Source organism: Enemella evansiae (assembly GCF_004362375.1).
Classification (GTDB): Bacteria; Actinomycetota; Actinomycetes; order Propionibacteriales; family Propionibacteriaceae; genus Enemella; species Enemella evansiae.
The window spans coordinates 258,072-271,057 of sequence record NZ_SNXA01000008.1; the positions used below are offsets into that span (position 1 = coordinate 258,072).

The 12,986-nt window shown below is 70.1% G+C and carries 10 protein-coding genes; 8 read left to right on the plus strand and 2 right to left on the minus strand.

Annotated elements, in window-relative coordinates; translation table 11 throughout:
• Positions 1-3: 3 nt before the first annotated feature.
• The 3 genes from smc to C8D81_RS01865 all read left to right on the plus strand — a co-directional run bounded on the left by smc (position 4) and on the right by C8D81_RS01865 (position 4,586).
• Entirely contained in the window at positions 4-3,558 is a 3,555-nt protein-coding gene (gene smc, locus C8D81_RS01855) for a chromosome segregation protein SMC (protein ID WP_098477105.1), read from the plus strand.
• Between the two features lie 126 nt (positions 3,559-3,684).
• Positions 3,685-3,876: a hypothetical protein gene (locus C8D81_RS01860; RefSeq protein ID WP_094359059.1), complete on the plus strand. Its 192-nt coding sequence runs from the start codon at positions 3,685-3,687 to the stop codon at positions 3,874-3,876.
• Positions 3,876-4,586, plus strand: coding sequence for a VOC family protein (locus tag C8D81_RS01865; protein WP_094429436.1), 711 nt, complete (start codon positions 3,876-3,878; stop codon positions 4,584-4,586). Before C8D81_RS01860 ends, C8D81_RS01865 begins: the two co-directional genes overlap by 1 nt.
• A gap of 288 nt (positions 4,587-4,874) precedes the next feature.
• Here C8D81_RS01865 and C8D81_RS01870 read toward each other — a convergent pair whose 3' ends face one another.
• Both C8D81_RS01870 and C8D81_RS01875 read right to left on the minus strand, forming a co-directional pair.
• A complete protein-coding gene (locus C8D81_RS01870) occupies positions 4,875-5,312 on the minus strand; it encodes a nitroreductase family deazaflavin-dependent oxidoreductase (RefSeq protein WP_094424811.1) in 438 nt (145 codons plus the stop codon).
• Positions 5,313-5,353: 41 nt separating this feature from the next.
• Positions 5,354-6,796 (minus strand): MFS transporter, encoded by a 1,443-nt coding sequence (locus C8D81_RS01875; protein WP_094424813.1) that lies wholly within the window; start codon positions 6,794-6,796, stop codon positions 5,354-5,356.
• 179 nt (positions 6,797-6,975) lie between these two features.
• On the opposite strand from C8D81_RS01875, the gene ftsY reads away from it, so the two are divergent.
• The 5 genes from ftsY to C8D81_RS01900 all read left to right on the plus strand — a co-directional run bounded on the left by ftsY (position 6,976) and on the right by C8D81_RS01900 (position 12,984).
• On the plus strand, positions 6,976-8,172 hold the full coding sequence (gene ftsY, locus C8D81_RS01880; RefSeq protein WP_094424815.1) for a signal recognition particle-docking protein FtsY: 1,197 nt from the start codon (positions 6,976-6,978) through the stop codon (positions 8,170-8,172).
• Positions 8,173-8,211: 39 nt separating this feature from the next.
• A complete protein-coding gene (locus tag C8D81_RS01885; protein WP_133625464.1) occupies positions 8,212-9,393 on the plus strand; it encodes an alpha/beta hydrolase in 1,182 nt (393 codons plus the stop codon).
• 95 nt (positions 9,394-9,488) lie between these two features.
• Positions 9,489-11,138, plus strand: a complete 1,650-nt coding sequence (ffh, locus tag C8D81_RS01890) for a signal recognition particle protein (RefSeq protein ID WP_094429438.1) — start codon at positions 9,489-9,491, stop codon at positions 11,136-11,138.
• A gap of 7 nt (positions 11,139-11,145) precedes the next feature.
• Positions 11,146-11,808 carry a hypothetical protein gene (locus C8D81_RS01895; protein WP_094400706.1) on the plus strand — a complete coding sequence of 221 codons (663 nt, stop codon included), beginning with the start codon at positions 11,146-11,148 and terminating at the stop codon, positions 11,806-11,808.
• Positions 11,809-11,856: 48 nt separating this feature from the next.
• A complete protein-coding gene (locus tag C8D81_RS01900) occupies positions 11,857-12,984 on the plus strand; it encodes an amidohydrolase family protein (RefSeq protein WP_133625465.1) in 1,128 nt (375 codons plus the stop codon).
• Positions 12,985-12,986 lie beyond the last annotated feature (2 nt).

The window sequence follows — 12,986 nt, forward strand, 5'->3', positions numbered from 1 at the left end:
ACCGTGTACCTGAAGAGCCTCACCCTGCGCGGCTTCAAGTCCTTCGCCTCCGCCACCACCCTGAACTTCGAGCCCGGTATCACCTGTGTCGTCGGGCCCAACGGCTCCGGCAAGTCCAATGTCGTCGACGCGCTGGCCTGGGTGATGGGTGCCCAGGCCGCCAAGTCGCTGCGCGGCGGCAAGATGGAGGACGTCATCTTCGCCGGCACCTCCGGGCGCGCCCCGCTGGGCCGGGCCGAGGTGGCCCTGACCATCGACAACACCGACGGCGCGCTGCCGATCGAATACACCGAGGTGACGATCTCGCGGACCATGTTCCGCAACGGCGGCTCGGAATATGCGATCAACGGCAACGCCGCCCGGCTGCTCGATGTCCAGGAGCTGCTCAGCGACTCCGGTATCGGCCGGGAGATGCACGTCATCGTCGGCCAGGGCCAGCTCGACTCGATCCTGCAGGCCACCCCGGAGGGCCGCCGCGGGTTCATCGAGGAGGCCGCCGGCGTCCTCAAGCACCGCAAGCGCAAGGAGAAGGCGCTGCGGAAGCTGGAGTCCACCGAGGGCAACCTGAACCGGCTCAACGACCTGATCGCCGAGATCCGCCGACAGCTCAAACCGCTGGGCCGGCAGGCGGAGGTGGCGCGCCGGGCCGTGGTGATCCAGGCCGAGGTCCGCGACGCCCGCGCCCGGCTGCTCGCCGACGATCTGGTGCAGGCCACCCTGGCGCTGGAATCCGAGCTGGCCGATGAGCAGGCGCTGCGCGATCGGCGAACCAGCGTCGAGAACGCGCTGGCCGCCGCCCGGGACGCCGAGGCCGAGGCCGAGGAGCAGTTGCGGGAGGGTACGCCACGGCTGACCGCCGCGCAGGAGACCTGGTACGCCCTGTCCGGGCTGCGCGAGCGGGTCGCCTCGACCATCTCGATCGCCGCCGAACGGGTCCGCAACGCCGACAACCAACCCACCGAGGACCGCCCGGGTCGCGACCCGGAGCAGCTCGAAGCCGAGGCCAAGGAGGTCGGCCGGCAGGAGGAGCAGCTGCGCGCCGAGGTGGCCACCGCCGACGCCGCGCTCGCCGAGGCGACCCAGCGGCGTACCGATGCCGAACAGTCCCATGCCATCGAGGAGAAGCGGCTCGCCGCCCAGCTCCGCGCGATCGCCGACCGCCGCGAGGGCCTGGCCCGGCTCACCGGCCAGGTCAACTCCGCCCGCTCCCGCGCCGAGGCCGTGGTCGAGGAGATCGGCCGGCTCACCGCCGCCCGGGAACAGGCACTGGAACGCGCCCAGCGGGCCCGCGCCGAGTTCACCAGCCTGGAGACCAGGGTCGCCGGCCTGGACGCCGGCGAGGTCGACCTCGACTCCGAGCACGAACAGGCCGCCGACGAACTCGAGGTGGTCGAGACCGAACTGCGCGAGCTGCAGCGCCAGGAACAGTCCGCCAACCAGGAACGCGCCGCCGCGGCTGCCCGGTTGGAGGCGCTGAAGCTCGGCCTGGAACGCAAGGACGCCTCCGCCGCCCTGCTCGCCGCCACCGACCGGGTCGGCGGCCTGCTGGGTTCGGTCGCGGCCCTGGTGCAGGTGGAACAGGGCTACGAGGCCGCGGTCTCGGCGGCCTTCGGCTCCGCCGCCGACGCGGTCGCGGTGACCGGTCCGGATGCCGCGGTCGGCGCCTTCGACCATCTCAAGGCCGAGGACCTCGGCCGGGCCGGGCTGCTGCTGCGAGGGGCGGTCACCGACGGCGAGACCTGGCCGCGGCTGCCGGACTGGGCCCGGTACGCCGCCGACGTGGTCGGCTGCGACGACGAGCTGCGGCCCTCGGTGCTGCGGGTGCTGCGCAAGGTCGCGGTGGTCGACGACCTCCCGGCCGCCCGCCGGCTGATCGGCGACCTGCCCGATGTCACCGCGGTCACCCGCGACGGGGACATCCTCTCGGCCTGGTTCGCCGCTGGCGGCTCGGGGTCGAAGCAGTCGCTGATCGAGGCCCAGGCCGCGGTCGATGAGGCCGAGAAGCGACTGGTGGCCGCCGACCACCAGGTGGAGCGGCTGCGGTTCGCGCTCGGCGAGGTGCGCAACCGGCACGAGGAGGCGCAGGGCCGCCTCGACGTGGCGCTGGGCAAGCTGCACGAATCCGATGCGGTGATGGCCGCCCTGGCCGAGGACCTCGGCAAGTGGCAGAACCTCGCCAAGCAGGCCGGTGACGAGGCCGGCCGGCTCGCCGACTCGGCGCAGAAGGCCGAGGCCCAGCAGGCCGCGGACGCCGAGAAGCTGGCCGAGCTGGAGCAGCGGCTGGAGCTGGCCTCGGCCGAGGAGATCGACGAGGACGCCGATACCGGCGAGCGGGACCGGTTGGCCGAGCAGGCACGCGGTGCCCGACAGGCCGAGATGGACGCCCGGCTGGCCCTGCGCACCACCGAGGAACGGGTCCGCGGGCTGGCCGGTCGCGCCGACTCGCTGCGCCGCGCCGCCGAGAACGAACGCCGCGCCCGGGCCCGGGCCGAGGCCCGCCGGATCCAACTGCAGCGCGAGGGCGAGAACGCCCGCGCGGTGCGGACCGCCGCCGAGTGGCTGCTGAAGCGCGTCGAGGCGTCCCGCGAGATCGCGGCCGCCGAACGCGCCGCGGCCGAGCAGGTCCGCGCCGCCGCCGACCGGGAACTCGCGGAGGCCCGGCGACGCTCCCGGGAGCTGGCCGCCGAACTGCAGCAGCTCGTGGACACCGTGCACCGCGACGAGCTGGCCCGCGCCCAGCAGCGGATGCGGGTCGAATCGCTGACCGAGAAGGCGATGGAGGAGCTCGGGCTGGAGGCGGAGACGCTGATGGCCGAGTTCGGGCCGGAGAACGCGATCCCGGTGCTCACCCGCGCCGACGGGTCCGCGCTGACCGAGGAGGACGAGCAGCCCGAGCCGGTACCGTTCGTGCGCGCCGAGCAGGAGAAGCGGCTGCGCAAGGCGGAGAAGAACCTGCAGGTGCTCGGCCGGGTGAACCCGCTCGCGCTCGAGGAGTTCGACGCGATGACCGAGCGGCACCAGTTCCTCTCCGAACAACTGGAGGATCTGCGGCGTACCCGCAAGGACCTGACCGACATCATCGCCGAGGTCGACAACCGGGTGCAGGAGGTCTTCGCGCAGGCGTACGCCGATGTCGAGACCGCGTTCGAGCAGGTCTTCGCCAAGCTCTTCCCCGGCGGCGAGGGCAAGCTCGTGCTCACCGAACCGGGGGAGTGGCTGACCACCGGCGTCGACGTCGAGGCCCGCCCGCCCGGCAAGAAGGTGAAGCGACTGTCGCTGCTGTCGGGTGGCGAGCGCTCACTGGTCGCGGTCGCCTTCCTGGTCGCGCTGTTCATCGCCCGGCCGAGCCCGTTCTACATCCTCGACGAGGTCGAGGCGGCCCTGGACGACACCAACCTGGGCCGGCTGCTGGAGATCTACGAGCAGTTGCGGGAGAACTCCCAGCTGCTGGTGATCACCCACCAGAAGCGGACCATGGAGATCGCCGACGCGCTCTACGGGGTGACGATGCGCGGCGACGGGGTGTCCACGGTAATCAGCCAGCGGATCCGGGACTGAACCCTCGACTCCTTGATGAGATCGTGATCCGGACAACTGGAATCACACGAGTCACAGGTGTAACACTGGTCCCGCCGGAGTGGTCGACCGGCGCCTTCCCCAGTTGGACCTTGAGAAAGGTGTGCCGTGAGCAGCATCGTCCTCTTCACCCTCCTCGCCCTCGTCATCGCCGCCTTCGTCTGCGGCGCCGTGGCGATGGGCATGGCCGGGCACGGCCGCAGCCAGCACCCGAAGGTCGCGCACGGCTTCGCCCGCGCCGCCCAGGCGCTGAACGGCGACGGCGAGCCGCCGAGCGGACTGGTCAAGCTCTTCCGCTGATGCACCTGGAGAACCTGGTCGTCGACGCCCGGGATCCCCGTGGGCTGGGCGGCTTCTGGGCCGCGGCGCTCGGTGCCGAACCGATCACCGAAGGGCCCGACATCTTCGAGGCCCGGTTGCGGTATTCCGACGACCAGTTTCTCGATCTGTGCTTCCCGTTGGTCGATGAGCCGGCGGTCGGTACGCCGCGGCTGCATCCCGATCTGGCCGGTGGGGTACGCCAGGGCGAGGTCGTCGAGCGGCTGCTCGGGCAGGGCGCCGCGCGGTTGGATATCGGTCAGGGTGACGTGCCGTGGGTGGTGCTCGCCGACCCCGAGGGGAATCCGTTCTGCGTGATGGAGGAGCGGGCCGAGTACGCCGACCGCGGGCCACTGGCGGCGCTGCCGTTGGACTCGGCCGATCCGGCGCGGGACCTGGAGTTCTGGGCGATGCTCACCGGCTGGGAACAGCTGGTCGGCGGCTCGGTGCCGGCGACGCTGACGCACCCGTCCGGGCTGGGCCCGCTGCTGGAGCTGTGCCCCCAGGTCGAGCCGAAGGTACGCAAGAACCGGATGCACCTCGACCTGCGCTACGTCACCGGCGACGATCGGGACGACTGGGCGCGCCGCATCGAGGCCGCCGGCGGCAGCCGCTACGACCCCGGCTGGGGCGAACTGCCCTGGGAGCTGTGGCGCGACCCCTCCGGCAACGAGTTCTGCCTGCACGGCTGACCGCGCACCGGCCCCGGGCCACTTTCCACGATTCTCCTGGCCCACTGCTCCCGACTGATACAGGTTTGATGCTCGAGAGGCATCAAGGATTTCCTTGATGCCCGGTGAGCATCAGAGATCGTCCTGATGCCCAGGAAGCATCAAAGATTTCCTTGATGTCGGCTGGGCATCAAACATTTCTTTGATGCTTCTCGGGCATCAAACCCGTATTGGTCGACAGCTACCCGGTATGGGGAGCGCGATGGTCGGACGCAATGGGGGTGCGCCACGTGTGGGCCGGGGCCCGGTTCAGTAGGTGATCGGTTCGAGGATCAGGACCGGGATCTGGCGGTCGGTCTTCGTCTGGTACTCGGCGTAGGGCGGGTAGGCCGCGACGCAGCGTTCCCACCATTCCTCGCGCTCGCTGCCGCTGAGTTCGCGTGCCCTCACCGCGAAGGTCTCGGTGCCGTCCATCAGGTCGAGAACCGGGTTCTTCTTCACGTTGGCATACCACTTGGGGTTCTCCGGGGCGCCGCCCTTCGACGCCACTGCGGCATACGAGCCGTCGTGCTCGACGCGCATCAGCGGCACCTTGCGGACCTTGCCGGAGACACCCAGCATCGTCAGCATCACCACATCGCGATCCATCACCTGGGCGGCGCGGGTGTCGCCAGCGGCCTCGATCGCCTCAACCTGCTTGCGGACCCACTCGGTGGGGCTGGGGACATATTCACCCTTGATCGTCATGGCCCCGAGCCTAGCCCGGGACCATGACGATCACCGGTTGTTCAATCGGTGGTCGGGCGGAGCTGGCCGGGCCGCGTACCACCGCCACCGAGCCCACCCCCGCCGCCACCGGGGCGACGGCCGGCGGGTCGGGACAGCACCCCCGGTACGCCACGGCCGCGCAGCGAGGCGCCCTTGGTCTCGATCACGAAGTGCAGGGCCACCATCGCGACCGCGCAGGCGGCCATCATGTAGAACGCCGGGATCAGCGGGTTTCCGGTGGCGCCGATCAGCGCCTCGTTGATGGCCGGAGCCGTGCCGCCGAAGGCGGCTGTGGCGACGTTGTAGGAGATCGCCATCCCGGCGTACCGGACATGCGAGGGGAACATCGCCGGGAAGGTGGCCGAGATCGTACCGAGCTGCAGCACATAGATCGCGCCCAGCACGGTGAAGCCGATGACGGCCAGCACCATGCCCTTGCCCATCAGCCAGAACATCGGTACCGAGAGCACGAACAACCCGATCAGCGAGATCCACCAGCACGGTTTCCGGCCGATCCGGTCCGACAGGGCACCGGCCATCGGCAGCAGGATCATCATCACCACCTGGCCGATCAGCACCATGATCTCGGCATTGCCCTTGGACATCCCGACGGTGTTCGGCAGGTAGGTGGGCATGTAGGTGAGCAGCAGGTAGTTCGCCACGTTCAGCGCGATGACCAGGCCGAAGAGCTGCAGGATCGGCTTCCAGTGCTCCTTCAGCAGATTCTTCAGTGCGCCGGTGGCCTCGTCCTCGGACTCACCGGATTCGGACAGCTCCTGGAAGACCGGGGTGTCCTCCATCTTCATCCGCAGATACAGCCCGATGCCGCCGAGCGGCCCGGCGACCAGGAACGGGATCCGCCAGCCCCAGTCCTGCATCGCGGCGTCACCGAGGAAGAACCGCAGCACCGCCACGATGATCAGGCCCGCGGTCAGCCCGGCCAAGGTGCCGAACTCGAGGAAGCTGCCCCAGAATCCGCGCTTCTTGTCCGGCGCGTACTCGGCCATGAAGGTCGCCGCGCCGCCGTACTCACCGCCGGTGGAGAACCCCTGCACCACCCGGAGCAGGATCAGCAGGATCGGTGCCCAGATACCGATCTGGTCGAAGGTCGGCAGCAACCCCATCAGGAAGGTGGCGCTGCACATCAGCAGGATCGTGGTGGCCAGCACCTTCGATCGGCCCAGCCGGTCGCCGAGCGGGCCCCAGACCAGACCGCCGAGCGGGCGCAGCACGAAGGAGACCGCCAGGCCCAACAGGGCGCCGAGGGCCTCATGCTCACCGGGGAAGAAGTTCGCCCCGATCTCGGTGGCGAGGTAGGCGTACACACCGTAGTCGAACCATTCGGTGGCGTTGCCCATCGCCGAGGCGGTGACTGCCCGTTTGAGCAGTTTTGGACTTGCTTCTTTTGGTGCGTCGTCGATCAGCGGGACGCTGGGGGACACCCCAGCAGAGTTGGACTCCATCGTCGCTCCTTCGCGTGATCCGTCGGATCACTCGATCTCTGTACTCGCTCTGTACTCGGCCGCGTCGCTCGATTGTACTTTTGTAGACAATCGGACACGTTACATGAGTTCCTTGGGGTCTGACCACCCCTACCCGCAGTACCCCTCGGGTGCAACCGGTACGCGCCGAACCTCCTAGGATGGCGGCCGTGGACCCACTGATTCTCAGCATCATCATCGGCGCGGTCGTGCTCCTCGCCGCCGGGATCGGCATCGGGGTCGCGGTCGGTCGGCGACGTGCCCTGGAGCGGCAGCACCGGGCCGAGCTGGAGGCCGAGCAGCGGGGCGGTGCCGGTGCTGCCGGCGGCGGCGGTGATGACGACCGGGAGGGCGGCGGGGTCGCCACGCTCGACCCGGACCTCGACCCCGGTGCCGGTACCGCGGCAGGCGCGGGCCCCGACCTGCTGGACCGTCCCGAGGCACCGAGAACCCGCCTGCAGCGGCTCCGGGCCCGCCTGGCCGGGCAGAACAACGCCCTGTCCCGCGGCCTGCTGAACCTGCTCTCCGGCGGCACCATCGACGAGGAGACCTGGGAGGACTTCGAGGCCACCCTGATCTCCTCCGACCTCGGGGTGGGCCCGACCACCGAGCTGGTCGACCGGTTGCGTACCCGGTTCAAGGTTGAGGGCGTCACCGACGGTGCCGAGGCCCGCCGGATCCTGCGCGAGGAACTGCTCGCCCTGGTCGACCCGAATCTCGACCGGACCCTGCACGACCAGCGGGTCGGTGACGATCCCGGCGTGGTGATGGTGGTCGGGGTGAACGGCACCGGCAAGACGACCACGGTCGGCAAGCTGGCTCGGGTGATGGTGGCCGAGGACCGCGACGTGCTGCTCGGCGCCGCCGACACCTTCCGCGCCGCCGCGGCCGACCAGCTGGAGACCTGGGGTGCCCGGGTGGGTGTGCCGACGGTCCGCGGGGCCGAGGGAGCCGACCCGGCTTCGGTGGCATACGAGGCGGTGACCGCCGGGGTCGACCTGGAGGTCGACTGCGTGCTCATCGACACCGCCGGCCGATTGCACACCAAGACCGGCCTGATGGACGAGCTCGGCAAGGTCAAGCGGGTGATCGAGAAGAAGGCACCGGTCACCGAGGTGCTGCTGGTCATCGACGCCACCACCGGCCAGAACGGGCTGATCCAGGCGCGGATCTTCCGGGAGGTCGTCGATGTCACCGGCATCGTGCTGACCAAACTCGACGGCTCCGCCAAGGGCGGCATCATCGTCCAGGTGCAGCGCGAACTCGGCGTACCGGTGAAACTCGTCGGACTCGGCGAGGGCCCCGACGACCTGGCCCCCTTCGACGCCGAGGAGTTCGTGGACGCCATCCTGGGCTGAACAGGCTCACCGCGGGGTGAAACAGGTCATACTTTGCCCGTGGGGTTGCGAAGTGGCGGACTGGCGGTGCTGCTGGTCGCGCTGACGGTGCTGATACCGCTGCTGGTCCTGGTACGCCTCGACCGCAGCGGTGCCGGGGGCCGGCGCTGGGCCGTGCACCGCTGGCGGCTGCGCGGCCGCGAACGACCCCGCAACCTCGGCTGGCTCGGGGTGCGCTGGGTGGCCATCCTGCTCGCGCAGACCCTGGCCGTGTTCGCGGTGCTGGTGCTCGCCAACCGGGAGATGCGCTTCTACATGACCTGGGGCGATCTGCTCGGCACCCGGGAGGCCAGCAACGACCTGCAACCGCGGCAGGTCGGCCCGCCGTTGGCCCCGGATCCGGCCCGTCCCGAACCGCCGCCGACCAGCACCCGGCCCACCCCCTCGGGGGCGACCCTGGTGCGGATGCTGGTCCGCGGGCAGGCGTCCGGGGTGAACAGCGAGATCCTCATGTGGCTGCCACCGGCCTATTTCAGCGCCGGCCCGGACGCCGAGTTCCCGGTGCTGTTCATGATGTCGGGGTCTCCCGGTACGCCGGAGGGTGTCTACAACCAGTTCGAGTTCGACAAGGTGGCCAGCGAGTCGATCGCCAGCGGTGACACGAAACCTTTCATCGCGGTCTTCCCGACCGTGATGACCCATCCGCCGCGCGACACCGAATGCCTCGACATCCCCGGCGGCCCGAAGTCGGAGACCTGGCTGGTCACCGACGTCCCGGCGGCGGTGAACGCCGCGGTCCGAGCCAGCGGTGATCGGCGGCAGTGGAATCTGGCCGGCTATTCCACCGGCGGCCTGTGCGCCACCAACCTGCTGCTGCGCTACCGCGACCAGTTCGGGGCGGCCGCCTCGATCGGCGGCTACTACCATCCGTGGGTGCAGCCCAGCGAGGGTGATCTCTTCGGCGGCTCGGAGGAATTCCGCCGGTCGGTGACACCGCTGTGGCAGTTCCAGAACGCCACCCCGCAGCCGACGAAACTGCTGATCGTCACCTCCGCCCGCGACAAGATGTCCTGGGACGGCAACACCTACGGCGACGGCGACTCCAAGGCGATGATCGAGGCGGCCCGACGGTGGCCCGGTACCGCCAAGATCGTGCTGGGCACCGGCGGCCACGGATTCAAGACCTACGTCCCGGCATTTCCGCAGGCACTCGCCTGGCTGGGCCGCACCAACGGCCTGTGACGGCCTCCATCTTGTAAAGTTGGTCCGCAGCGCACGCACCCGTACGCCCTCGACCGCTCGATCCCGCCCAGAACCCATTTGACCGAGGAACCGCCTTGTTCGACACACTGTCCGATCGCCTCTCCGCCACCTTCAAGAATCTGCGGGGCAAGGGGAAGCTGAGCGACGCCGACATCGACGCCACCGCGCGCGAGATCCGGATCGCGCTGCTCGAGGCCGACGTGAACCTGGCGGTGGTCAAGGAGTTCATCGCCGCGGTGAAGGAGCGCGCCAAGGGCGAGGAGGTCTCCCAAGCGCTGAACCCGAGCCAGCAGATCATCAAGATCGTCAACGAGGAACTGGTCAACATCCTCGGTGGCGACACCCGGAACGTGCGCTTCGCCAAGAAGCCGCCGACTGTGATCATGCTCGCCGGCCTGCAGGGTGCCGGTAAGACGACGCTGGCCGGCAAGCTGGCGTACTGGCTGAAGTCCGAGGGTCACTCGCCGTTGCTCGTCGCGGCCGACCTGCAGCGACCCAATGCGGTCACCCAGCTGCAGGTGGTCGGCCAGCGCGCCGGCGTACACGTCTTCGCCCCGCACCCCGGGGCCTCCTCCGCGGCCGAGGCCGCCAACCCCGGTGGCGTCGGCGACCCGGTCGCGGTGGCCCGGGACGCGCTGGTCGAGGCCGACCGCAAGCTCTACGACGTGGTGATCGTCGACACCGCCGGCCGGCTCGGCGTCGATGAGGTGCTGATGCAGCAGGCGGCCGACATCAAGGCCGCGGTGAATCCCGATGAGGTGCTGTTCGTCGTCGACGCGATGATCGGCCAGGACGCGGTGAACACCGCCCAGGCCTTCGCCGACGGTGTCGGCTACGACGGTGTGGTGCTGACCAAGCTCGACGGTGACGCCCGCGGCGGTGCGGCGCTGTCGATCGCGCGGGTGATCGGCAAGCCGATCATGTTCGCCTCCTCCGGCGAGCAGATGAAGGACTTCGACGTCTTCCACCCCGAGCGGATGGCCTCGCGGATCCTCGGCATGGGCGACATGCTGACCCTGATCGAACAGGCCGAGAAGACCTTCGATGAGGAGCAGTCGCGCAAGGCCGCGGAGAAGATCTCGTCCAAGGGCGGTTCCCAGTTCGGCCTGGGCGACTTCCTGGAGCAGATGAAGGCGGTACGCCGGATGGGGCCGCTGTCGAAGATCTTCGGCATGCTGCCCGGGATGGGCGAGATGAAGGATCAGATCGCCAACATCGACGAGCGGGAGGTCGACCGGCTGGAGGCGATCATCCTGTCGATGACCCCGGCCGAACGCGACGACCCGAAGATCCTGAACGGCTCCCGGCGGGCCCGGATCGCCAAGGGCTCGGGCACCGAGGTGTCGGAGGTCAACCAGCTCGTCGAGCGGTTCTTCGAGGCCCGCAAGATGATGTCGGCGCTGGCCAACGGGCAGATGCCGTCGGGAATGCCCGGCATGCCGGGGATGCCCGGTGCCGGCGGCGGCAAGAAGAAGCAGCAGCAGACGAAGAAGGGCAAGAACCGCAAGGGCGTCTCCGGCAACCCGGCCAAGCGCAATGCGCCGGTCATGCCCGAGCCGCCGCAGCCGGCGGCCGATCCGGCGGCCGCCTTCGGCGGGCACGGTTTCGACATGGGACAGTTCAAGGGCAACGGGGCGGGCTCCGGCAGCGAGTTCGAACTGCCGCCGGAGCTGCAGAAGATGTTCAACAACGACAAGAACGACAAGAACGACAAGAAGGACTGATGACCCCGTGAGATCGATCCTGCTGATCATCGTCATCCTGGTGGTGGTGCTGCTCTTCCTGGGTGTGGCGGTGCTGCTGCTGGTGAACCGCATCGGGCGGGCCCGGTTCCGCAAGGAGGTCGCGGCCGACGGGCACAGCTACACCGCCGACGACCCGGCGATGCTGGAGCGGTTCCAGGCGCCGCCCTTCGGCCTCGGCGGGGAGAAGCGCGCCTACGACGTGGTCCGCGGGCAGCGCGACGGCCGGCCCTTCAGCTACTGGACCCAGGACTGGTGGGCCTCCCGGGCCCTGCCGCAGTCCGGCCGGGACCGCAGTCTCGGTGACAAGCACGCCATCGCGGTGGCGGCGGTCGATCTCGACGGGCAGCGCCCGGTGCTGGACATCGTCACCCACCGGATGGGTGACGACGAGTTCGTACCGATCGGCCAGCAGCTGCCGGATCATCCCGGCCTGCCCGGGGTGTCGATCTTCGGCGACGACCCGGCGTACGCCGCCCAGGTGCTCACCGACGACCTGGTCGCCCGGATCGCCGCCCAGCCCGTGGAGGACCGGATCAATCTGCGGGTCGCCGAGGGGGCCGCGATCGCCTGGAGCGACCCGGCGAACAAGGGTTCCGCCGAGTGGCGTGACATCGTCGACGCCGCCCAGGTGCTGGCCACCCGCGCCTGAGCCGAGCCCCGCGCTCGCGGGCGGGTCGGCCCGGGGCAGACTGAGCCCATGGGACACGACCACAGCCACGCCCAGCCGCATCGCCGCATCGATCCGAACGCGCCCGCGCCGCGGCTGCACCTGGACGGGGTGCTGCTGCCCGAGGGGGAGCGCCGTGAGCTGTGGGTGGTCGATGGGCTGATCCGTTTCGAACCGGTCGCCGATGCGGTGACGATCTGTGCCGGCGGTCACATCCTGCCCGGTCTGGTGGACGCGCACTGCCACATCGGCCTCGATGAGGCGGGCGCGGTCGATGACGCCACCAGCGAGGAGCAGGCGTACACCGACCGGGACGCGGGCACCCTGCTGATCCGCGACGCCGGGTCACCGGCCGACACCCGCTGGATCGACGACCGGGAGGATCTGCCGCGGCTGGTCCGGGCCGGCCGCCACATCGCCCGGCCCCGGCGCTACATCCGCAACTATGCCGCCGAGGTCGAGCCCGACGACCTGGTCGCCGAGGTGGAGCGGCAGGCCGCCCGCGGCGACGGCTGGGTGAAGCTGGTCGGCGACTGGATCGACCGGGAGACCGGTGACCTCGGCCCGCTCTGGCCGGCCGAGGCGGTGGCCGCCGCGATCGCCCGCGCCCATCAGCTCGGCGCCAAGGTGACCGCGCACCAGTTCGGGGAGGCGGGGCTCGCCGAGCTGATCGCCGCCGGCATCGACGGCATCGAGCACGGAACCGGGCTGACCGACCAGACCATCACGATGATGGCCGCCCGCCAGGTCTCCCTGGTGCCGACGCTGGTCAACCTGGAGACCTTCCCCGACATCGCCGCCCGCGGGGAGGGCAAGTTCCCGGGTTATGCGGCACACATGCGGGACCTGTACGCCCGCCGCTTCGAGACCATCGGTGCCTGCATCGACGCCGGGGTGCCGGTGTTCGCCGGTACCGATGCCGGCGGGGTGATCCCGCACGGCCTGATCGGCCGCGAGATCGAGCTGCTGGGGCGGGTCGGCAGCGCCGAGCACGCCCTCGGCGCCGCGAGCTGGCGGGCCCGCGACTGGCTCGGTTTCGCCGGCATCGCCGACGGCGCCCCCGCCGACCTGGTCGTCATCGACGGCGACCCCCGCGAGGATCTGTCTCTGGTGCGTACGCCGATCCGCGTCGTGCTGCGGGGCCGCGTCGTGCTCTGATC

Coding starts and splice junctions, on each gene's coding strand:
- C8D81_RS01865 (WP_094429436.1), top strand. CDS start 3,876: ATGCACCTGGAGAACCTGGTCGTCGACGCCCGGGATCCCCGTGGGCTG.
- C8D81_RS01870 (WP_094424811.1), bottom strand. CDS start 5,312: ATGACGATCAAGGGTGAATATGTCCCCAGCCCCACCGAGTGGGTCCGC.
- C8D81_RS01875 (WP_094424813.1), bottom strand. CDS start 6,796: ATGGAGTCCAACTCTGCTGGGGTGTCCCCCAGCGTCCCGCTGATCGAC.
- ftsY (WP_094424815.1), top strand. CDS start 6,976: ATGGCGGCCGTGGACCCACTGATTCTCAGCATCATCATCGGCGCGGTC.
- C8D81_RS01900 (WP_133625465.1), top strand. CDS start 11,857: ATGGGACACGACCACAGCCACGCCCAGCCGCATCGCCGCATCGATCCG.